The organism is Caenispirillum bisanense, from assembly GCF_900230255.1.
Classification (GTDB): Bacteria; Pseudomonadota; Alphaproteobacteria; order Rhodospirillales; family Rhodospirillaceae; genus Caenispirillum; species Caenispirillum bisanense_A.
The window spans coordinates 423,965-444,342 of sequence record NZ_OCNJ01000003.1 but is presented as its reverse complement, the minus strand read 5'-3'; the positions used below and the strand labels follow the sequence as shown (position 1 = coordinate 444,342).

Annotated in this window: 15 protein-coding genes; 5 read left to right on the top strand and 10 right to left on the bottom strand. The window is 69.7% G+C overall.

Translation table 11 applies throughout. From position 1 onward, the window contains the following. Window positions 1-55: 55 nt before the first annotated feature. The 3 genes from proS to CRP50_RS09235 all read right to left on the bottom strand — a co-directional run bounded on the left by proS (window position 56) and on the right by CRP50_RS09235 (window position 3,133). Window positions 56-1,366, bottom strand: a complete 1,311-nt coding sequence (proS, locus tag CRP50_RS09245; RefSeq protein WP_097278808.1) for a proline--tRNA ligase — start codon at window positions 1,364-1,366, stop codon at window positions 56-58. Between the two features lie 143 nt (window positions 1,367-1,509). After that, complete coding sequence (locus tag CRP50_RS09240; RefSeq protein WP_141415097.1) at window positions 1,510-1,977, bottom strand: hypothetical protein; 468 nt, start codon at window positions 1,975-1,977, stop codon at window positions 1,510-1,512. 613 nt (window positions 1,978-2,590) lie between these two features. Beyond that, window positions 2,591-3,133, bottom strand: coding sequence for a DNA-3-methyladenine glycosylase I (locus CRP50_RS09235; RefSeq protein ID WP_097278804.1), 543 nt, complete (start codon window positions 3,131-3,133; stop codon window positions 2,591-2,593). 240 nt (window positions 3,134-3,373) lie between these two features. Between CRP50_RS09235 and CRP50_RS09230 the strand changes: the two genes are divergently transcribed. Continuing rightward, window positions 3,374-4,654, top strand: a complete 1,281-nt coding sequence (locus tag CRP50_RS09230) for a nucleotide sugar dehydrogenase (RefSeq protein WP_097278803.1) — start codon at window positions 3,374-3,376, stop codon at window positions 4,652-4,654. Between the two features lie 25 nt (window positions 4,655-4,679). Here the strand turns inward: CRP50_RS09230 and CRP50_RS09225 are convergent, their stop codons facing one another. The 3 genes from CRP50_RS09225 to CRP50_RS09215 form a co-directional block, all read right to left on the bottom strand. Further along, complete coding sequence (locus CRP50_RS09225) at window positions 4,680-7,799, bottom strand: EAL domain-containing protein (RefSeq protein WP_176525095.1); 3,120 nt, start codon at window positions 7,797-7,799, stop codon at window positions 4,680-4,682. A gap of 165 nt (window positions 7,800-7,964) precedes the next feature. Further along, on the bottom strand, window positions 7,965-9,317 hold the full coding sequence (gltX, locus tag CRP50_RS09220) for a glutamate--tRNA ligase (RefSeq protein ID WP_097278800.1): 1,353 nt from the start codon (window positions 9,315-9,317) through the stop codon (window positions 7,965-7,967). Window positions 9,318-9,360: 43 nt separating this feature from the next. Beyond that, on the bottom strand, window positions 9,361-11,028 hold the full coding sequence (locus tag CRP50_RS09215) for an NAD+ synthase (RefSeq protein ID WP_097278799.1): 1,668 nt from the start codon (window positions 11,026-11,028) through the stop codon (window positions 9,361-9,363). Between the two features lie 206 nt (window positions 11,029-11,234). On the opposite strand from CRP50_RS09215, the gene CRP50_RS09210 reads away from it, so the two are divergent. Together CRP50_RS09210 and CRP50_RS09205 are read left to right on the top strand one after the other, a co-directional pair. Continuing rightward, window positions 11,235-12,053, top strand: coding sequence for a hypothetical protein (locus tag CRP50_RS09210; RefSeq protein ID WP_097278798.1), 819 nt, complete (start codon window positions 11,235-11,237; stop codon window positions 12,051-12,053). Between the two features lie 105 nt (window positions 12,054-12,158). Further along, window positions 12,159-12,938 (top strand): hypothetical protein, encoded by a 780-nt coding sequence (locus tag CRP50_RS09205; protein ID WP_097278797.1) that lies wholly within the window; start codon window positions 12,159-12,161, stop codon window positions 12,936-12,938. Window positions 12,939-12,950: 12 nt separating this feature from the next. Here CRP50_RS09205 and CRP50_RS09200 read toward each other — a convergent pair whose 3' ends face one another. Genes CRP50_RS09200 through CRP50_RS09190 form a run of 3 tightly spaced genes read right to left on the bottom strand, consistent with a single transcriptional unit; the run spans window position 12,951 to window position 16,083 of the window. Further along, complete coding sequence (locus CRP50_RS09200; protein WP_245913416.1) at window positions 12,951-13,430, bottom strand: methylated-DNA--[protein]-cysteine S-methyltransferase; 480 nt, start codon at window positions 13,428-13,430, stop codon at window positions 12,951-12,953. A 31-nt stretch (window positions 13,431-13,461) separates the two neighbouring features. Beyond that, window positions 13,462-14,664: a nicotinate phosphoribosyltransferase gene (locus CRP50_RS09195; protein ID WP_097278795.1), complete on the bottom strand. Its 1,203-nt coding sequence runs from the start codon at window positions 14,662-14,664 to the stop codon at window positions 13,462-13,464. A gap of 36 nt (window positions 14,665-14,700) precedes the next feature. Continuing rightward, window positions 14,701-16,083, bottom strand: a complete 1,383-nt coding sequence (locus CRP50_RS09190) for a class II 3-deoxy-7-phosphoheptulonate synthase (protein WP_097278793.1) — start codon at window positions 16,081-16,083, stop codon at window positions 14,701-14,703. 379 nt (window positions 16,084-16,462) lie between these two features. Between CRP50_RS09190 and dusA the strand changes: the two genes are divergently transcribed. Further along, window positions 16,463-17,488, top strand: a complete 1,026-nt coding sequence (gene dusA / locus CRP50_RS09185; RefSeq protein ID WP_097278969.1) for a tRNA dihydrouridine(20/20a) synthase DusA — start codon at window positions 16,463-16,465, stop codon at window positions 17,486-17,488. A 202-nt stretch (window positions 17,489-17,690) separates the two neighbouring features. Next, window positions 17,691-18,194 carry a hypothetical protein gene (locus CRP50_RS09180; RefSeq protein ID WP_141415096.1) on the top strand — a complete coding sequence of 168 codons (504 nt, stop codon included), beginning with the start codon at window positions 17,691-17,693 and terminating at the stop codon, window positions 18,192-18,194. Between the two features lie 47 nt (window positions 18,195-18,241). Here the strand turns inward: CRP50_RS09180 and CRP50_RS09175 are convergent, their stop codons facing one another. Continuing rightward, window positions 18,242-20,200: a methyl-accepting chemotaxis protein gene (locus CRP50_RS09175; RefSeq protein ID WP_097278790.1), complete on the bottom strand. Its 1,959-nt coding sequence runs from the start codon at window positions 20,198-20,200 to the stop codon at window positions 18,242-18,244. Window positions 20,201-20,378 lie beyond the last annotated feature (178 nt).

The following is a 20,378-nucleotide window of genomic DNA, read 5'->3' as shown; positions in this document are numbered from 1 at the left end:
GGCCGGTGGCACGGCGCCCTTGGTGTCTTTGTGTCTTGGTGGTTCAAGAGTCCACTCACCCGGCGAAGCGGGAGACCACGGCGTCGAGCGGCAGTTCGCTGCGTTCGCCGGTCTTGCGGTTCTTGATCTCGGCGATGCCGGCCGCCACGCCCTTCGGCCCGACGATGACCTGCCACGGCACGCCGATCAGGTCCATGTCGGCGAACTTGGCGCCGGCCCGCTCGTCGCGGTCGTCGTACAGCACCTCGACGCCGGCGGCGTTCAGCGCCGCGTAGAGGTCGTCGCAGGTCTTGGTGCAGGCGGCGTCGCCGGCCTTCAGGTTGATGAGGCCGACCGTGTAGGGCGCCACGCTCTCCGGCCAGATGATGCCGGCGTCGTCGTGGCTCGCCTCGATGATGGCGCCGAGCAGGCGGGAGACGCCGATGCCGTAGCTGCCCATGTGCACCACCACCTCGTCACCGTCGGGGCCGGTGACCACGGCGCCCATGGGCTTGGAGTACTTGGTGCCGAAGTAGAAGATGTGCCCGACCTCGATGCCGCGCGCGTTCACCACGTCGCCGGCCGGCTTCTCGTCCTTCTCGGGGTCGTACTTCTCGTCGGTGGCGGCGAACAGGCTGGTCCACTCGTCGACGATGGGCTGCAGGTCGCCGTCGTAGTCGACGTTTTCCGGGATGGGCTTCTGCAGCAGGGCGTTGTCGACATAGACGCCGGACTCGCCGGTTTCGGCCAGCACGATGAACTCGTGGCTGAGGTCGCCGCCGATGGGGCCGGTGTCGGCCTGCATGGGGATGGCCTTCAGCCCCATGCGAGCGAAGGTGCGCAGGTAGGCGACGAACATGCGGTTGTAGGACTTGCGGGCGTCTTCCTTGCTCAGGTCGAAGGAATAGTTGTCCTTCATCAGGAACTCCCGGCCGCGCATGACGCCGAACCGGGGCCGCACTTCGTCGCGGAACTTCCAGTGGATCTGGTAGAGGTTGGCCGGCAGGTTCTTGTAACTGCGCACGTTGTTGCGGAAGATGTCCGTCACCACTTCCTCGTGGGTCGGGCCGTAGAGCATGTCGCGCCCGTGGCGGTCGGTGATGCGCAGCATCTCCTTGCCGTAGTCGTCGTAGCGGCCGCTCTCGCGCCACAGGTCGGCCGACTGGATGGTCGGCATGAGGACTTCCTGGGCGCCGGCGGCGTCCTGTTCCTCGCGCACGATCTGCTCCACCTTGCGCAGCACCCGGTAGCCGAGCGGCAGCCAGTTGTAGATGCCGGCGGCGTGCTGGCGGATCATGCCGGCGCGCAGCATCAGGCGGTGCGAGACGATCTGCGCCTCGGACGGGGTCTCCTTGAGCGTCGGCAGGAAATAGCGGGACAGACGCATGCAATCCTCGGATGGCAATGGGAAGGCGCGACCGAAGGACTCGGCCGGGCAGGCTGGGCCGCACTCTACCGCGCGCCCTGCCCCGGGGCAACAGCACGCGGCACCCTCACTCCAGACCCCCAATGGGGCGGAAATGCGGGCGGTCAGCGCTGCATCGAACGCTGCCGCGCCGCCTGCCGTTGCGCCTCAAGCGTGCGGCAGGCCTCCCGCAGTTCGCGCTGGACGGAGGGTTCCATGGGCTCGCCGTTCCAGTAGGCCTGCCCCTGGTAGATGGTGACGGCGCCCAGCACCGTCTCGGCCTTGATGGCACCGCGCGCCGCCTCGGGCACCCGCTCCTGCAGCCGTTCCGCCAGGTCGAGGGAGAGGTAGAAGGAAATCTCCTCCGGCAGGTCGATATTGTAGCCGCCGCCGACGTCGGCCGGCGCCACCGCCCGCCCCCGCGCGTCGACGCCCGGCTGGTACTCGACGCCCGGCGGCTGGCGGTAGGCGATGCCCTGGTCGATGCGGGAACAGTCGAGCGGCGTGATGGTGATGCGCAGCGGCCCGTCCTCGGTGACGGTCACCTCCGCCGCACCGGCGGCCCCCACCGGCAGCGCGAGTCCTGCGAGCACCGCGAGCGTCGCCCTCATCCCGCCACGCGCCATCGTCGTCACCCCTTCAATCCGGAACCGTCCGCGCCAGTCTGCGTGGCGCTCCCTTAAGGAAGGGTTGCGGCGGCGCCCCCGCAACCCGCGACGACGGAGGCCCCGCCCCTTGCCTCTTCGGGCTCGCCCTGGATCGTCGTCCCCGCCTTCGCCGCACCCCCGTTCGCCTACCTGCGAGAGCCGAGCCGACACCCGCTCGCGCAATGATGCGTCTACCCCTGAAGAGGTATGGTCATTTCATGTCGATTTCAGGGTGACACACGCCTGAAAATTTCATATCTTCCATCTCGTTCGAACAAGGGCTGCAACGGCTCAGGTTTAGGGAGGACGCCGCGACAGCGGCCGGCGCACCGCGCCGAACAAGGACGCCGCAAAGGCGCAAGGCCGGAGCCCGGGAGGTTCCGGCCTTTTTCAATGGGTTCGCGGCGGTTGTTGAACCACCAAGACACCAAGACACCAAGAGGCCGTGCAGGTTGCGCCTCCGCCTGAGTCGCGCCGCCGGCAATGATGAGACGGGGGCTTGAAGCCCGTGGGCCTGCCGCCCCGCTCGGTCGCCTTGGTGTCTTGGTGTCTTGGTGGTTCACCCCTCCACCCGCCCCCACGCCGGACCCGCCTCCCGGATGCGCTCCATGACCGGGCAGTCCGGGCGATGGGCGCCGGGCAGCCAGCCGGTGCTCATGAGGAACTCGTTCACCACCTCGCCGCCCATGAACTTGAAGGTCTTGCGGAACAGCTTCACCCAGTCCTCCTTCGGCAGGGGGTGATGCGTGTCGATCCAGGCGGCGAAGCTGCCGTGCTCGGCCTGGATCACCAACAGCCGGCGGGCGTTCTCGATGGTGGCGTCGATCTTCAGGCGGTTGCGGATGATGCCGGCGTCGGCCAGCAGGCGCTCCCGGTCCGTGTCGTCGAAAGCCGCCACCTTCACCGGGTCGAAGTCGGCGAAGGCGGCGTTCAAGGCCGCCCGCTTCTTCAGCACCAGCAGCCACGACAGGCCGGCCTGGAAGACCTCCAGCGACAGGCGCTCGAACAACACCCGGTCGTCGGAAACGGGGAAGCCGTACTCGCCGTCGTGGTAGGGCGCGTGGAACGGATCGTTCGGCGCGACGTCGCAATACCAGCTCATGCAGGTTCCCCTCGTTGGATCGATCTTCAGTCAACCCTCTGGAAATGCCCGCGTCCAGCGCCAAACCGCCCGCCGCCGAGGGGGCCGGCGCCTCATCCATGCGGAGGCGTCGCGCACTCTCCCGGATGAAGACGAAGCGGCTTAACCCCCGCGGCGTACCCACCCAAGCGGAATAGGCCGCCCCAGGGGCGGGTGCTACACCGGGTCCACCTCGTGCAACGGCATCCAGGGGAAGCGCGCATGTCCGCGATCAGCAAGATCTCCGTCATCGGCCTCGGCTATGTGGGGCTGCCGCTCGCGGTCGCCATCGCCCGCCACGTCCCGGCGACGGTCGGCTTCGACATCGACGGCCGCCGCGTCGCCGAACTGCAGGCCGGCCACGACCGCACGCGCGAAGTGGACGACGAGGCCATGCGCGCCACCACCCTGCGGTCGACCACCGATGCCGAGGACATGCGCGGCAGCGACATGTACATCGTCACCGTGCCGACGCCCGTCGACCAGTGGAACAAGCCGGACCTGGAGCCCGTCCGCAAGGCCTGCCGCACGGTCGGCGAGGTGCTGGAGCCCGGCGCCACGGTGGTGTTCGAGAGCACCGTCTACCCCGGCGTCACCGAAGACCTGTGCGGCCCGCTGCTGGAGCGCTTCTCCGGCCTCGTGTGCGGCCGCGACTTCTTTCTCGGCTACAGCCCGGAGCGCATCAACCCCGGCGACCGCGAGCACACGGTGGAGCGCATCACCAAGGTGATCGCCGGCCAGACGCCCGAAGTGACCGAGCAACTGGCGCAGGTCTACGGCAGCGTCACCACCGGCGGCGTGTTCCGCGCGGCGTCCATCAAGGCGGCCGAGGCGGCCAAGGTGATCGAGAACGCCCAGCGCGACATCAACATCGCCTTCATCAACGAAATCACCATGATCTTCCAGCGCATGGGCCTGTCCATCCACGACGTGCTGGAAGCCAGCGCCACCAAGTGGAACTTCCTCAAGTTCCAGCCGGGCCTGGTCGGCGGCCATTGCATCGGCGTCGACCCCTTCTACCTGGCCGAATGCGCCAGCCAGCTCGGCCACCACCCGGAGATCATCCTGTCGGGCCGCAAGGTCAACGACGCCATGGGCCACTACATCGCCGACCGCGTCATGGACCACATGGGACCGGAGAAAGAGAACGCCCGCGTCCTGGTGCTCGGCCTGACCTTCAAGGAGAACGTGCCCGACCTGCGCAACACCCGCGTGGTCGACATCGTGCAGAAGCTGCGCGCCAAGGGGCATCTGGTCGACGTCCACGACCCGCTGGCCGACACCGACGAGGCGGCGCGCTACTACCAGATCGAGCTGAAGCGCAGCCTCGACGGCCTCAGGGGCTACGATGCGCTCATCGGCGCCGTACCGCACGACGCCTACAAGGGCTTCTCGTCGGATGTGTTCGACCGGCTGGTGAGCCCCGGCGGGATCATCGCCGACATCAAGGGCATGTGGCGCAATCTGGTGCTGCCCACCGGGCGCCTCGTCTGGCACCTGTGACGCAGTCCGGCGCGGCCCTGCCCGGCTACTCGCCGAGGGCTGCCAGCGGCAGATCGTCGTTGGAGGCGAGCTGCTTCTGCGCCGTGAACAGCTGCAGGAAGCCGTCGGGCGGCAGCGGCTTGGCGAACAGGTAGCCCTGCCCCGTGTGGCAGCCGTTGTCGCGCAGGAAGGCCGCCTGATCGCGCGTTTCGATGCCTTCCGCCACCAGCTTCATCTCCAGCGAGCGTGCCATGGAGATGATCGCTTTGGTGATGGACATGTCGTCGGCGCTGTCGGGGATGTCCTTGACGAAGGAGCGGTCGATCTTCAGCTCGTCGATGGGGAAGCGCTTCAGGTAGCTGAGCGACGAATAGCCGGTGCCGAAGTCGTCGATGGACAGCGTGATGCCGAGGCCCTTCAGCGCCCACAGGGCCTGAATGGCCTCGTCGGCGTTTTCCACCAGCATGGACTCGGTAAGTTCCAGCTCCAGCAGTTCGGCCCCGACGCCCGCCTCTTCCAGCGCCAGCATGATCTTGGCCGCCAGCTGAGGCTCGCGGAACTGGCGGGCCGACAGGTTGACGCCGACGCGGATGGGCGGCAGGCCGGCCTGCATCCACAGGTCCAGCTGACGCAGCGACTGCTTCAGCACCCATTCGCCGATGGGCACGATGAGGCCCGTCTCTTCCGCCACCGGAATGAACTCGACCGGCGACACGAAGCCGAGGTCGGCGGACTTCCAGCGCAGCAGAGCCTCGCAGCCGATGATCTCCTCGCTCGCGAGGCTGACCTTGGCCTGGTAGTGGACTTCCAGTTCCTGGCGTTCCAGGGCGCGGCGCAGGCCGTTCTCCACCTGCAGGCGACGCACCATGTCGGCCGAGAGCTTCTCGGTGTAGAACTGGAAGTTGTTACGGCCCTGCTTCTTGGCGAAGTTCACCGCCGTATCGACGTGCTTCAGCAGGTTCGCGATGTCCTCGGAGTTTTCCGGGTACATGACGATGCCGATGGAGCCCGAGGTGTAGATCTCCCGTCCCTCGATTTCGAAGGGTTCGGCGAGGCGGTCGAGCAGCGTGTCGGCGATGGCGGAGGCCTCCGTCGGGCCTCCGACGCGGCTCAGGATTACCGTGAACTCGTCGCCGGACAGGTGCGCCACCGTATCGCCCGGCCGCACCGCCGCCTCCAGCCGCCGCCCCACCGCCTGCAGGACGCGGTCGCCCATGGGGTGGCCGAGGGTGTCGTTGATGTTCTTGAAATGGTCGAGGTCGATGAACAGGATGGCGACGTGGTGGCCCTCGTCGTCGGCCGCTGCCACCGCCTGCTCCAACCGATCCTGGAACAGCGCGCGGTTGGGCAGGCCGGTCAGGTGGTCGCGGGTGGCGAGGTAGCGCAGCCGCTCCTCCTGCGCCCGGCGCTCGGTGATGTCGCGCAGCACGCCGATGAACAGGCGCGATTCGCCGAGCAACAGCTCCGACAGGGCCAGTTCCATGGGGAAGGTGGAGCCGTCCTTGCGGCGCCCTTCCACCACGCGCCCCATGCCGACGACGCGGCTCGCGCCCGTACTGATGTAGCTGCGGATGAAGCCGTCGTGCTGGGCGCCGATGTGGGCCGGCATCAGCATGTTCACCGAACGGCCGACCACTTCCTGCGGCTTGTAACCGAAGATACGCTCGGCGGCGCGGTTGAAGGTCTCGATGATGCCGCGGCTGTCGATGATGACCAGGGCGTCGACCATGGTCTCCATGATCTTGCGCAGCCGTTCCTCGCGCTGGACGATGGCGCGGGTGGCGCGCTGCCGCTCGGTGACGTCGCGGGCGACCAGCATGACGGCCGGCTTGCCGTCCTCGGTCTCGAAGGGCGTGGCGGCGACTTCGGCGTCCACCGGCAGGCCGTCCTCGCGCACCATCTTCATGGGCACGCGGGAGCGTTCGCGCACCAGGATGTCGAGGCCGTGCTCGACGATGGGGCGGTAGTGCGGCGCCACGAATTCCTTGAACATGCGCCCCACCGCCGCCTCGGGGTCGGCCAGGCCCAGCATGTCGGCGCCGGCGGGATTCACCAGTTCGATGCGGCCGTCGCAACAGACCGCGATGCAGTCCGGCGCCAGGTCGATGAGGTGGGAATAACCGCTCTCGCGCCGCCCCATGGCCTGCAGGCGGCTCATGTCGAGCATGCCGTCGACGATCTGGACGAGCGCCTCGGCAGCCTTGTGGATGTGGTCGACGTAGCCCTTGTACTGCGGATGCGGAAGCGGCCCCTGGATCTCCGAGGTGATCATCTCGGCGAAGCCGCGGATGGTATTGAGCGGCGTCCGCACCTCGTGGCTCAGCGCGCGCAGCAGCGCCGACTTGTCCTCGTCGGCCTTCTCCGCCCGGTCCTTGGCGGACTTCAGGGCTTCCGTCTGCTGGTGGACGTCGGTGATGTCCTGCCCGACCAGGGCGACGCCGTGGTCGATGCGGCTGGCGGTGAAGCGGACCCGGAGCGGCAGGCCGCCGCCGGCCGGCGTCACCGTCACCTCGATGTCGGGCGCAGCGCCCGTCGCCTCCGCCACCCGCAGCTGGTCCAGCACGCCGGCGTCGACCAGCGCCGGCAGGCATTCCCGCAGGCCCCGCCCGGCCAGTTCGCGCGCATGCCGGCCGAGCACGGCACCACAGGCGGCATTGCCGAGGCGGAAGATGAAATCGGTGACGGTGCCGAGGGCGTCGCGGTGTGTATCCAGCAGGCAGACCACCGCCGCCATGCTGTTGAGCAGCCCTTCCATCAGGCCGCCGTCGGCGTCGCGGGCGGCGTTGAGGCGGGCCCGCCGCTCCATGGCATAGGTCAGGCTGCGGGCCAGGCGGTCGGTGGTGAGTTCGTTCTTCGTCAGGTAGTCCTGGGCGCCGGCGCGCAGGGCCTGGGTCGCCGTCTCCTCGCCGTCGACGCCGGTCAGCACCACCACCGGCAGGCTGGGCGCGAGGGCCACCATGCGCTTGACCGTGTCGATGCCGCCGCTGTCGGGCAGGCCGAGGTCGAGCAGCACGGCATCCACCGACGTCTCCGCCAGACGGTCGTGGGCATCCGCCAGGGTCCGCGCATGCAGGACCGTGAAGCCCAGTCCCTGGGCACAGGTCAGCAATCCGCGGATCAACTGCGCGAATACCTGATTGTCCTCGACGAGGAGTACGGTGGTCATGCTCTTCCTGCCCGCCATGCCGACCCTGATCGGCATGGGTGACACAATAGCGTCAAAAGACCTAGAATCCCAAGCCTATTACACTTTTCGTCGTATTGACCCCACTGCATCGGCGGGCATGGCTGCGAGTAGCATCCAAGGCGCCGGGCGAACCACGCCGCGGTGTCAGGCGGTGCGCCCGGACAGGCGGGCGGCGGCGCGGGCGCGACCCATGAGCGGCAGCAGGCCCTTGAGTTCCGGCCCATGGTCCAGCCCCGTCAGCGCGAGTCGCAGCGGCTGGAACAGCGCCTTGCCCTTGCGGCCCGTGCGCGCCTTCACCGCGCCGCTGAAGGCGCTCCACGTCGTCGCGTCCCACGGTTCGGCCGGCAGGTCGGCGACGGCGTCGGCGGCGAAGGTGCGATCCTCGTCGGCGATGACCGGAGTCACCGGGCCGACGACCACCCGCCACCACTGGTACGCATCGGCGAAACGGGCGATGTTGGGGCGCACGACCTCCCAGAACGCCTCCGCCTGGGCGGTGGCGACGCCCAGCGCCACCAGACGCGGCCCGGCGGCGCTGAACGGCATGCCGTGCAGCACGGCGGCGTTGAGGCTGCGCAACTCTGCCGGATCGAAGCGCGCGGCGGCACGGCCGAAGCGGCCCATGTCGAAGGCCGCCGCCAGTTCCGCCAGCCCCTGCACCGGCACCACCGGGTCGGCGGTACCGAGGCGGGCGAGCAGCGCGGCCACGGCCGCCGGCTCGATGCCCTCGGCCCGCAGATCGGCCATGGACAGGCTGCCGAGGCGCTTGGACAGGCCCTTCCCTTCGGCGTCGACCAGCAGCGGCAGGTGGGCGAAGCGCGGCGGCTCCGCCCCCAGCGCGCGGAACATCTGGATCTGCACCGCCGTGTTGGTGACGTGATCCTCGCCGCGCACCACGTCGGTGATGCCCATGGCGACGTCGTCCACCACCGACGGCAGCATGTAGAGGTAGGTGCCGTCCTCGCGCCGCACGACGGGGTCGGAGATGCTGCCGGCCTGGTAGTGGCAGGCGCCGCGCACGCGGTCGTCCCACGCCACGTCCTCGGCCTCCAGCAGGAAGCGCCAGTGCGGCCGGCGCCCCTCCGCCTCCAGCGCCGCCCGCTCCGCCTCGCTCAGGCGCAGGGCCGAGCGGTCGTAGACCGGCGGCAGGCCGCGGGCACGCAGGCGGTTGCGCTTGAAGTCCAGCTCCTCGGGCGTCTCCCAGCAGGGGTAGATGCGCCCGGCCGCCCGCAGCCGCTCGAAGGCGGCGTCGTAGGCGTCGAGGCGCTGCGACTGGAAGTGTTCCTCGTCCCACCGCAGGCCGAGCCACGTCAGGTCGCGGCGGATGCCGTCGACGTATTCGGGGCGGGAGCGGTCGGCGTCGGTGTCGTCGAACCGCAGGACGAAGGCACCGCCGGCCGCGCCATGGGCGAGCAGCCAGTTGACCAGCGCCACACGGACGTTGCCGACGTGCAGGTCGCCGGTCGGGCTCGGCGCGAAGCGTACGCGAAGGGTCATGCTTTCCGGTGTCTCGGGACGCTGCCGCGGGATGCGGCGGCCGTCACTTGTAACGGTTGGTGATGGGGTAGCGGCGGTCGCGCCCGAAGGCCAGCCGCGTGATCTTGACGCCGGGCGGCGCCTGGCGGCGCTTGTACTCCGCCCGGTTCAGCAGCGTCCAGACCTTCTCGACCACCTCGGCGTCGTAGCCGTCGGCCACCAGCTCACGCACGCCCTTCTGATCCTCGTTGAGGCCGCGCAGGATGGCGTCGAGCACGTCGTAGGGCGGCAGGCTGTCCTCGTCCTTCTGGTCCTCGCGCAGTTCCGCCGACGGCGGCTTGGTGATGACGCGGTCGGGCATGACCGGGCCGTCGGGGCCGAGCGCGCCGGCCGGCTTGTGGGCGTTGCGCCAGCGGCAGACGGCGAAGACGTCGGTCTTGTAGACGTCCTTCAGCGGGTTGTAGCCGCCGTTCATGTCGCCGTAGAGGGTGGCGTAGCCGACGCTCATCTCCGACTTGTTGCCGGTCGAGAGAACCATCGGGCCGAACTTGTTGGACAGCGCCATCAGGATGACGCCGCGGGTGCGCGACTGAATGTTTTCTTCGGTGATGCCCGGTGCCGTGCCCCCGAACAAGCCGCCGAGCATGGCGTCGAAGGCCTCCATGGCCGGGCCGATGCCGACGGTGTCGTAGCGGACCCCCAGCGCCTGGGCGATGGCGCCCGCGTCCTCCAGGCTGTGGGTGCTGGTATAGGGCGACGGCATCATGACGCAGCGCACCTTCTCCGGCCCCAGGGCGTCGACCGCCACGGCGGCGGCCAGCGCACTGTCGATGCCGCCCGACAGCCCGAGGATGACGCCCGGGAAACCGTTCTTGCCCACGTAGTCGCGGGTGCCGAGCACCATGGCGTTGTAGATCTCCTCGCAGCGGTCGAGCTGCGGCTCGATGCGGGCGGAGTCGACGTTCCAGGTGCCGAAGCGGGCGCTCTTGGTCCACTGCGTGAGCAGGTCGTCCTCGGCCCACCTGGCGGCGCGGGCGGCCAGGGCGTAGTCGGCGTTCACCACGAAGCTGCCGCCGTCGAACACCAGCTCGTCCTGGCCGCCGACCTGGTTGACGTAGACCAGCGGCAAGCCGGTTTCCGACACGCGGGCGACGGCGTGGTTGAGGCGCACCTCGTGCTTGTCGACCTCGAAGGGCGAGCCGTTGGGGACGATCAGCATGTCGGCCCCCGTGGCGCGCAGATGGCCCGCCACGTCGGGATACCACATGTCCTCGCACACCAGGACGCCGAGGCGCAGGCCCTTCCAGGTGATGGGCTCCGGCAGCGGGCCGGGCACGAAGACGCGCTGCTCGTCGAAGACGCCGTAGTTGGGCAGGTGGCACTTGGCCCGCACCGCCTGCACGCCGCCGTCGGCCAGCAGCAGGACGGCGTTGACCACGCCCAGCTCCATGCGCCACGGCGCGCCGATGAGGATGGCGGGGCGGCCGATGGTTTCCTCGGCGAGCGCCTCGACGCCGCGCTCCACCTCCTCCAGGAAGGCACGGCGGTAGACCAGGTCCTCCGGCGGATAGCCGCAGATGCTCAGTTCCGGCGTCACCACCAGGTCGGCACCGGCCGCTTGCGCGCGGTCGAGGGTGCGGCGGATGAGCTCCACGTTGCCGGCGATGTCGCCGACGGTTGGGTTCATCTGCGCCAGCAGGACGGACAGGCGGGCGGCGGCGGCATCGGTCATGGGACGCGGACCCCAGGGAAAGACTGGCAGGGAAGCTATGGGCGGCGCTCGTTCGTGTCAACGCCGGGGCGCGGCGGCGGGATCTGTCGCGACGACGGGCGGCGCCAACCCTGGACTTTCGTCGCATGCGGTTCAGGCTATCGCCCCTGCGGCCAAAGCCGTGTAGGCTGCCCGTAATAACCCTAAATTCCTGGTGGAGACCGTCCATGGCCGCCGTGCCGTCGCCCGAGGGGCTTGCCGAGGAGCGCGGGTGCCCGCTTTCCATGAACCGCCGCCTTCTGACGGCCTTCCTCGACCACCTGCAGGTGGAAGCGAGCGGCGGCCCCGACGACGGCTGTTTCGACATGCTGCGCCTGCGCCGGCTGGCCGAGAGCTTCCTCGCCGATACCCGGGTGGCGACGCCCGCCCCGGCCGACTGCCTGCGCCTGCACGACACCATCCTGTGGGAAGACCGTCGCTTCCGCACCTTCGAACGCCTGCTGACGCGGCGCTTCAGTCACCTGTTTCCCAAGCGCTTCGGCGACGACGGCACCGCCTCCGGCGCGGCGCCCCTGTCGCGCCGCCTCATCCCCGGCTTCATGACGGCGCTCACCATGATGGTCGGCGTCGAGACCATGGAGCGCTGCAGCCGCACCGCCGCCACCATGCTCGCCCGTCATCGGGAGGAGCGCCTCGGCCTCGTGGAGTGGAGCGACCTGGCCGCTTCCGACGACGCACGGGCGCTGGTGGCCGAGGTGCTGGTGGCCTGTGCCCGGCACTTCCGGCCCTACGCGCGCCGCCGCGACTGGCTGTGCCTGGTCATCAACAACCACCTGACCGCCCCCCTGCGTGAGGACCGCGATCCGGCCTGGCGCTGCACCCCGGAGGCGGTGGACGCCATGCTGCGCGCCCTCTACGAGCCCTTCCGCCTCGCCCTGGCGAGCGATGGCGGCCTCGGCCTGCGCGAGCGTTTCACCGAGGCCGACATGGCGGCAGTGCAGGATCTGCTGGCGGATGTCGGGCACCCGGCGATGCAGCCGGCCTGAGCGCGACGGCGGCTGCTGGCGCCCCGTTCATTCGAACGGCGTATATGGCCGCCGCCATTGCTAAACCCCAGGGCGAAGGGATCGCATGTCCTGGGGGATCATTTCATGCAGACCGTACCGTTCCGCCCGGAGTTGGGCGTTTCCGGCCCATGCGCCGCCCACATCCGCGCCTTCCTGAGCCGCGCCGCCGCCGCCGCGGCAACCGAGGGCGACGGTGCCACCGTTTCGCTCGCCACCCTCGCCCGGCTGGCCGCCGACCTCGCCGACGAGATCGGCGACGGCAGCACCGCCCTGTTCGACGCCAGGCGTCACATGGCCTTCGAGCGCGTGCTGGCCCGCGCCTTCGCCGACCTGCTGCCGCACCGCCCCGGCGACGACGGCCGGCTGCACGGCGCCCCGCTGTCGCGCCGCCTCATCCGCGGCCTCATGAAGGCCCTGACCATGATGGCCGGTGAAGAGCACATGGCGGAGCGTCGCCTGCTGGCCGCCAACCTGCTGACCGCTCACCGCGCCCGCACCGCCGGCAACACCGACTGGGACGTCCTCGCCCGCGACCCGCTGATGACGCGCCTCGTGCGCGCCACCCTGATGGGCGCCGCCGAGCACTTCGGCGACTTCGATCGGCGGCTCGACTGGCTGTGCATGGTGATCGACAACCACCGGCCGCCGCGCTACGAGGAAGACGCCGAACCGGACTGGCATTGCACCCCCGACCGCGCCGTCCTGCTGCTGGACGCCCTCTACGGCGACCTCTGCCTGACGCTGGCCCAGCCCGGCGGGGAAGGCCGCCTGTCGGAGGACTACGGCGGCGAGGCGGTGGCAGCGCTGCGCGCCCTGCTCGGCAATCTGGCCGCGCGCCGCGACGTGCCCGGCGCCGCCGCCTGAGCAGCGGCGGCCTCAGACCAAGCGGCCCTCGTGGCGCAGCAACCAGGCCTTGCGATGCAGGCCTCCCGCATAGCCGGTGAGCGTTCCGTCGGCGCCGGTGAGGCGGTGGCACGGGATTACCACGCTGATGGGGTTGAGCGCATTGGCCCGGCCCACCGCCCGCGCCGCCGTCGCCGACAGCCCGAGCCGCGCCGCCATGGCTCCGTAGGTCAGGCGCTCGCCCGGCGGCACGGCGCGCAGGCCGCGCCACATGGCGAGTTGGAACGGCGTACCCACGGGCGCCACCGGCACCCCGTCCAAGGCCGCGATTTCCCCGTTGAAGTAGCGCGTGAACCGGTCACGAAAAACCGCAGGAACATCAAGCTCCTGCGGCTTGTTCTTGAATGCCTTGCCGATCAGCCCGTCGAGGCGAAGGCCGCTGTCGGCGAAGTCCGCGACCACCAGCGCTGCGCCGCTCCAGGCGACGACGAGATCACCCAGCGGCGTCGGCAACCGGCCGACCCCGACGACCGCGCTGGCGGCCTCAGCGGCCGTTGCCGTTGCCGTTGCCGTTGCCATTGCCGGCGGGCGTGCGGGCGCGGTCGCGCAGCAGGAACTCGCGGCCCACCTTCACGCGCGATTCCCCGTCGTACTCGACGATGTCGGCGGTGGCGTAGGTTTCGCCCCATTCGCTCGGCAGGTAGCTGCCGGTGCCGATGACGTCGATGGGCGCGTTGGCGAGCGCCATCACCTGGCACTTGGCCGGCGAGAAGCCCGACGACGCGACGATCTTCACATTGGGGAAGCCGGCGGCGTTGAGCCGTTCGCGCGTGTACCAGATGGCCGCGGCCGAGACGCCGGTGCCGATCAGGTGCTTCAGCTCCGTCTCCGTGCGGTAGCCGCGGATGGCCTTGGGCGCGTTGCGCTCCAGCACCTCGTAGCTGGCCTGGGTGTCGAGCCCTTCCACGTACCTGCCGCCGTGGGTATCGAGCCGCACGCCGATGCGCCCCTGCGCCGCCAGCTCGGGGAAGCGGCGGCAGACGGCGAGGCTGTCGGTGATCTCCTGCCCGAAGTAGTCCACGAGCACGATGAGCATCTGCTCCGGGAAGGTCTCGTGGAACATCTCGGCGGCGCGCACCGTCGAGCCGGCATAGCCGATGAGGGCGTGCGGCATGGTGCCGCGGCCTTCGTTCTCGCCGAAGAAATGGGCCGTGGCGTCGGTGGCGTTGCCGACGAAGCCGACGGCGTTCACCCGCCGCCGGGCCGCCGCGCTGCCGACCGAGGCCGCATAGGCCATCAGCTCGGCCATTTCCGTGCCGGCGCAGTGGCGGGCGTCCATGGCGAGAAAGGCGACGTGCGGCAGTTCCTCGCACATGGCGTGGGCGTTGTAGGCGGCGACGCAGGCAGCGCCCAGCTTCTGCAGGAAGATGGTTTCCAGATCCACCAGCGCCGCGAAGGAGCCGCGGATGTAGATCATCGGCTCACCAGCGCCGACCCATTCGCCTTCCTTGTAGCGTTCGTCGATCGCCACCGTCTGGCCGCGCTGCGTGGTGATGTGGCGCAGCCACTCGCAGGCGAGGCGCCCGGCGTAGAGCACCGGGCGACGCATGAAGACCGCGTAGACCACCTGGGCGTCGCCGAACTTCAGCACGACGTCGCGGGTGCGGCGGAAGTACTTGTCGGTCCAGCTGGGCAGGTCGTCCAGGCTGGGCCACAGGGCAACCGGATCGGGCTGAGTGCCGTCCATTCCGTCCTCCGGAGGCCGGCGCCGGCCGCCGCGCGATTACTGCGCGGCGGTGGCGGCGGCGAACTGCTGCGACCGTTCTTCCTTCAACGCTTCGGCGATGAGGAACGCCAACTCCAGCGACTGGCTGGCGTTGAGGCGCGGGTCACACAGCGTGTCGTAGCGGTCGGCGAGGCCGGCTTCGGTGATGGCCTGGGCGCCGCCGATGCATTCGGTGACGTCGCGGCCGGTCATCTCGAAGTGGACGCCGCCGCCGTGGGTGCCTTCCATGCGGTGGACGGCGAAGAAGCCGCGCACTTCCTCGAGCACGCTGTCGAAGGAGCGGGTCTTGTAGCCGCTGGACGCCTTGATGGTGTTGCCGTGCATGGGGTCGCAGGCCCACACCACCTTGCGGCCTTCGTTCTTGATGGCGCGCACCAGCGCCGGCAGCTTCTCCTGCACCGTCTCGGCGCCCATGCGGACGATGACGGTCAGGCGGCCCGGCTCGTTCTTCGGGTTGAGCGCGTCGCACAGGCGCAGCAGGTCGTCCACCTTGGTCGACGGGCCGGCCTTGCAGCCGATGGGGTTCTCGACGCCGCGCAGGAATTCGACATGCGCCTCGTCCGGGTTGCGGGTGCGCTCGCCGATCCACAGCATATGGGCCGAGCAGTCGTACCACTTGCCGGTGGTGGAATCGACGCGGGTCAGCGCCTGCTCGTAGGGCAGCAGCAGCGCTTCGTGGCTGGTGTAGAAGCTGGTCTCGCGCAGCTGCGGCACGCGGTCGGCGGTCAGGCCGCAGGCCTCCATGAAGGCGAGGCTTTCACCGATGCGGTTGGCCAGTTCCTCGTAGCGCGGGCCCTGCGGGCTGTTGCCGACGAAGCCGAGCGTCCACTGGTGCACCTTGTGCAGGTCGGCATAACCGCCCGTCGCGAAGGCGCGCAGCAGGTTGAGCGTGGCGGCCGACTGGTTGTAGCCGCGCACCATGCGCTCGGGATCGGGCACGCGGGCTTCGGCGGTGAATTCCGGGCCGTTGACGATGTCGCCGCGGTAGCTCGGCAGCTCGACGCCGTCGATCACCTCGGTGGGGGCGGAGCGCGGCTTGGCGAACTGGCCCGCCATGCGGCCGACTTTCACCACCGGGCAGGAGGCGCCGAAGGTGAGCACCACGGCCATCTGCAGCAGCACGCGGAAGGTGTCGCGGATGCCGTCGGCGGAGAAGTCGGAGAAGCTCTCGGCGCAGTCGCCGCCCTGCAGCAGGAACGCCTTGCCTTCACAGACCTCGGCCAGCGCCTTCTTCAGGTTCCGCGCCTCGCCGGCGAAGACCAGCGGCGGCATGGCCCGCAAAGTGGTTTCGGCAGCGGCCAGACGGTCGGCGTCGGGATAGACCGGAACCTGCTGAATCGGCTTGCTTCTCCAGCTCTCCGGCGTCCAGGTCCCAGGCATCTCGCAATTCCCTTACGCAATACGCACGCGCGTGTTCATGGAAGGAACCCGGTATACGACGCGGGCGCACCGATTGCAACGATTCGGGACCTACGGAACCGGCCACCGCCGCGGCTGCGGTCGATCTCCTTTTGTTCCCCACGACATCGCGCGCAGGATCAGGCGACGAGCGCCGTCGCGATCACCGACCACAGGTAGATGACGCCGAGCAGGGACAGCAGGGCGACGGTTTCGCGGAACAGCACGGCGAAGGACATGGCAGGTCTCCTCTGTGATGGTTCAGTTCGCGGAATGTTCCCGTGAGCGAATGAGAACACACGTGGAACACGGCGTCAACCCGCTCTTTTCTCGCACCGCCGCCCGGCCTATATTCGCCGCCATGACCGACCATATCCTCCCGCCGCGCCGCGTCGACCGCCGCCTGTCCGTCGCCCCCATGATGGACTGGACCGACCGCCACGACCGCGCCTTCCTGCGCTGCCTCACCCGGCGCACGCTGCTCTACACCGAGATGGTGGTGACCGGCGCCATCCTGCACGGCCGCGACCCGGCGCGCTTCCTCGATCACAGCGCCGTCGAGCATCCGCTGGCGCTGCAGCTCGGCGGGTCCGATCCGGCGGAGCTGACGGCCTGCACCCGCATCGCGGCGGAGTGGGGTTACGAGGAGGTCAACCTCAACTGCGGCTGCCCGTCGGACCGTGTCAGCGCCGGCCGCTTCGGCGCCTGCCTCATGGCCGAGCCGCAGCTGGTGGCCGAGTGCCTCGCCGCCATGCGCGAGGCCGTACCGGCCGACGGGCCGGAGGTGACGGTCAAGCACCGCATCGGCATCGACGACCTGGACGGCTACGACCACCTGACGCGCTTCGTCGATACGGTGGCCGGCGCCGGCGTGCGGACCTTCGTGGTGCACGCCCGCAAGGCTTGGCTGAGCGGCCTCAGCCCCAAGGAGAACCGCGAGATCCCGCCCCTGCGGCACGACGTGGTGCACCGCCTGAAGCAGGATTTCCCGCACCTCGAGATCGTCCTGAACGGCGGCATCCGCTCGGTGCCCGAGGCCCTGACGCACCTCGGCCCGACCGACGGCGTCATGATCGGCCGCGCCGCCTACGAGACGCCGTGGATCCTGCACGAGGCCGACCGGCGGGTGTGGGGCGACCCGGCCCACGAGCCGGAGAGCCGCCACGCCGTCGTCCGCCGCTTCCTGCCCTACATCGAGGAGCAACTGGCGGCGGGAACGCACCTCAAGCACATGACGCGCCACATCCTCGGGCTGTTCCAGGGCTGCAAGGGCGCCCGCGCGTGGCGCCGCCACCTGTCGGAAAACGGCCCCCGCCCGGGCGCCGGCCCCGAGGTGGTGGAACAGGCCCTCGCGCTGGTGCCGGAGGAGTCCGCCGCGGCGGCGTGACATAGGAACGGCACACGCCGTTCATCGGCCCCACCGATTAAATATTGCCAGCATCGTTTGCCCCTGGGATATGGTAGCACCGCAACTGCCATTCTTGGGGGAATATCGAATGTTCGTTCGTGCCGCACTCGCAGGCCTGTCGCTGGTCACCTTGGGCGCCTGCTCCACCATCGTCGAGGGGTCTTCCCAGAATGTCACGGTCATGACCGACCCGTCTGGCGCGTCCTGCCGGCTGGAGAGCAACCGCGGGATCGTCGGCATCGTCAACCCGACGCCCGGGTCGATCCAGCTGGAGAAGTCCAAGGACAACGTCACGGTGCTGTGCGAGAAGGAGGGCTACCAGCCCAGCGCCGGCACGCTGGCCAGTTCGTTCGAGGGCATGACCTTCGGCAACATCATCTTCGGCGGCATCGTCGGGGTCGGCATCGACGCCGCCTCGGGCGCCATGAACAAGTACCCGCCGAGCGTCACCGTGCAGCTCGCGCCGGTGTCCTTCCCCAGCGCCATGGCGCGCGACGCCTTCTTCGACCAGAAGATCGCCGCCCTGCGCGTGCGGCACGAGCAGACGAAGGCGACCACCGCGTCCCAGTGCAGCGCCGACGAGAACGCCTGCAAGAGCCGCCTCTCCGCCCTCGACCGGATCCTGGACGCCGACGTGGCGGATCTGGAACTGAAGCGAGCGAACGCCCGCGTCGACGGCGCCTGATGCCTTGCGGGGTGCGGTGGATCCTTCCGCCGCGCCCCCTGCCCGCCTCAGGCGTGGCGGATGGTGCCGAGGAAGTCGCGGACCCGCAGGTCCAGTTGCGCGGCGTCGTCGAACAGGCTTTCCGACGCCTGCTCCAATACGGTCGCCGCGGTCCGCGTGCGGTCGGCCTTCACGCTCACCCGCTGCACCGCCGCGCTGACGTGCTGGGTGCCCGTCGCCGCCTCCTGGACGTTGCGGGCGATCTCGTTGGTGGCGGCGGACTGTTCCTCGACCGCCCCGGCGACGGCGGTGGCGTAGGTTTCGGTTTCCTCCACCAGCGACGCGACCTCGCCGATGGCGGCGGCCGAGTGCTCCACCGCCTCGCGAATGCTCTTCACCTGGTCGACGATCTCGTCGGTTGCCCGCGCCGTCTGCGACGCCAGGGACTTCACCTCGTTGGCGACGACCGCGAAGCCCTTGCCCGCCTCGCCGGCGCGGGCGGCTTCGATGGTCGCGTTCAGGGCCAGCAGGTTGGTCTGGCTGGCGATGTCGGTGATGAGGGTCACCACCTCGCCGATGCGCCCGGCGGCGCTGTTGAGGTACTGCATGCGCTCCACCGCCGTGGCGGCGTCGGTGGAGGCGGTGCGGGCGAGGTTCGAGGTCTCGCCCACACGGCGGCTGATCTCGGCGATGGAGCCGAACAGCTGCTCGGCGGCGGAGGCCACCGTCTGCACATTGGTGGTCGCCTGCTCGGCGGCGGCGGAGACGGAGACGACTTCCTCCGACGTGTCGGCGGCGTCGCGGATCAACTCCACCGCGTGGTTCTTGGCGGTCTCGGACGCACCGCGGAAGCCGGCCACCAGGCCGCCGACCGCCGTCTCGAAGTCGTCGGCGAGGCGCTGCATCAGCGCCTTCCGCTCGGCGGCGGCGCGCACCTCGGCCTCCTTCTGCTCGGCTTCCAGGCGGCGCACCTCCGTCATGTTCCGCCGGAACACGTCCATGGCGCCGGCCATGCGGCCGATCACGTTGCGCCAACCGTGGGCCGGAACGTCGCCGTCCAGATCGCCTTCCGACAGCCGCGTCATGGCCGCACCCATGCGCGTCAGCACCGACGACAGCTGCATGGCGATGACGGCCAGCAGGGCGCCCACCACCAGCGTCACGCCGGCAATGGAGCCGGTGATGAGGCGCCCGGTCAGCACCTCGTTCTCCGCCTGCTGACGGCCGGCTTCCTGCGCCGCCGTCGCCGCCCGCTCCGCCAGGGCGTCGAGCTGCGGCAGCAGCGACTGCAGGATGTCCTGCAGCGCTGCCGCGTCGGCCTCCACCATCAGGCGCCCCTCGGCGAAGTCCGCGAAGCCGCGGCCGTAGGCGGCGAGCAGATCGCTCATGTCCTGCCGCGCCTGAAAGGGCAGCGACGCCGCCGCCAGGGTCGCCGCGAAGGCCTGCACGCCTTCGGCGTGGCGCTCGATGTACTTGGGGTCGAGGCGCAGCATGAAGTCCTTCTCGTGCCGGCGCAGCATGAGCATGTCGACCTGCAGCCGGGTCGTGTCGTCGGAGGCAGCCTCCGTCAGGCGCTTCTCGATGGCGTGCACGGAACTGCGCAAGGCGCCCTGCAGCCCCTGCGTCTCGTCCAGGCCGAGGGTGCGGGCGTGGTCGGCCAGCTTGGCGAACGCAGCGCGGAAGTCGCCGAGACGCTTGGCGGCCGCTTCGGCGTCGCGCCGCAGGTCGGGATCGTCGACGGCCGAGAGGGCCGAGCCCGCGGCCTCGGTCCACCGGCGGAAGGCGTCGATGTCCGACGTGTTGCGGTACGCCAGGAAGTCCTTCTGCGCCGTCTGGGCGCGCAGGGCGGCGGCGGCGGCATTCTGAACCGACTGGAGATCGCCGACCACCGCCGCCTGCCGAGCGCGGACGTCGGCGGCCCGGTCGGCACTGAACCAATAGATGGCGGCCACGGCAGCGAAGCCGGCGAGAACGGCCACACCGATCAGACCCAACTGGGTCCGCAGGTCGAGCTTCGCGATGGTCATGGAGTTCCCCTCGTGCGCGAACCGACCGCCGCGCACAGGGCACGGCAGCGGAACAAAACTGTAATCTTTCGGTCTTACCCGATCGGACAGGGTCGGCACGAGGAGAAAAGAGGGCCGCCTACGCCGTAAGGATGAATCGCCGATACAATCCGTGAATTGGGCAGACAGGGCCCGCACT

Coding starts and splice junctions, on each gene's coding strand:
- CRP50_RS09210 (WP_097278798.1), top strand. CDS start 11,235: ATGGCCGCCGTGCCGTCGCCCGAGGGGCTTGCCGAGGAGCGCGGGTGC.
- CRP50_RS09175 (WP_097278790.1), bottom strand. CDS start 20,200: ATGACCATCGCGAAGCTCGACCTGCGGACCCAGTTGGGTCTGATCGGT.
- CRP50_RS09180 (WP_141415096.1), top strand. CDS start 17,691: ATGACCGACCCGTCTGGCGCGTCCTGCCGGCTGGAGAGCAACCGCGGG.
- CRP50_RS09190 (WP_097278793.1), bottom strand. CDS start 16,083: ATGCCTGGGACCTGGACGCCGGAGAGCTGGAGAAGCAAGCCGATTCAG.
- CRP50_RS09195 (WP_097278795.1), bottom strand. CDS start 14,664: ATGGACGGCACTCAGCCCGATCCGGTTGCCCTGTGGCCCAGCCTGGAC.
- dusA (WP_097278969.1), top strand. CDS start 16,463: ATGACCGACCATATCCTCCCGCCGCGCCGCGTCGACCGCCGCCTGTCC.
- CRP50_RS09230 (WP_097278803.1), top strand. CDS start 3,374: ATGTCCGCGATCAGCAAGATCTCCGTCATCGGCCTCGGCTATGTGGGG.
- CRP50_RS09205 (WP_097278797.1), top strand. CDS start 12,159: ATGCAGACCGTACCGTTCCGCCCGGAGTTGGGCGTTTCCGGCCCATGC.
- gltX (WP_097278800.1), bottom strand. CDS start 9,317: ATGACCCTTCGCGTACGCTTCGCGCCGAGCCCGACCGGCGACCTGCAC.
- CRP50_RS09225 (WP_176525095.1), bottom strand. CDS start 7,799: ATGACCACCGTACTCCTCGTCGAGGACAATCAGGTATTCGCGCAGTTG.
- CRP50_RS09215 (WP_097278799.1), bottom strand. CDS start 11,028: ATGACCGATGCCGCCGCCGCCCGCCTGTCCGTCCTGCTGGCGCAGATG.
- proS (WP_097278808.1), bottom strand. CDS start 1,366: ATGCGTCTGTCCCGCTATTTCCTGCCGACGCTCAAGGAGACCCCGTCC.
- CRP50_RS09235 (WP_097278804.1), bottom strand. CDS start 3,133: ATGAGCTGGTATTGCGACGTCGCGCCGAACGATCCGTTCCACGCGCCC.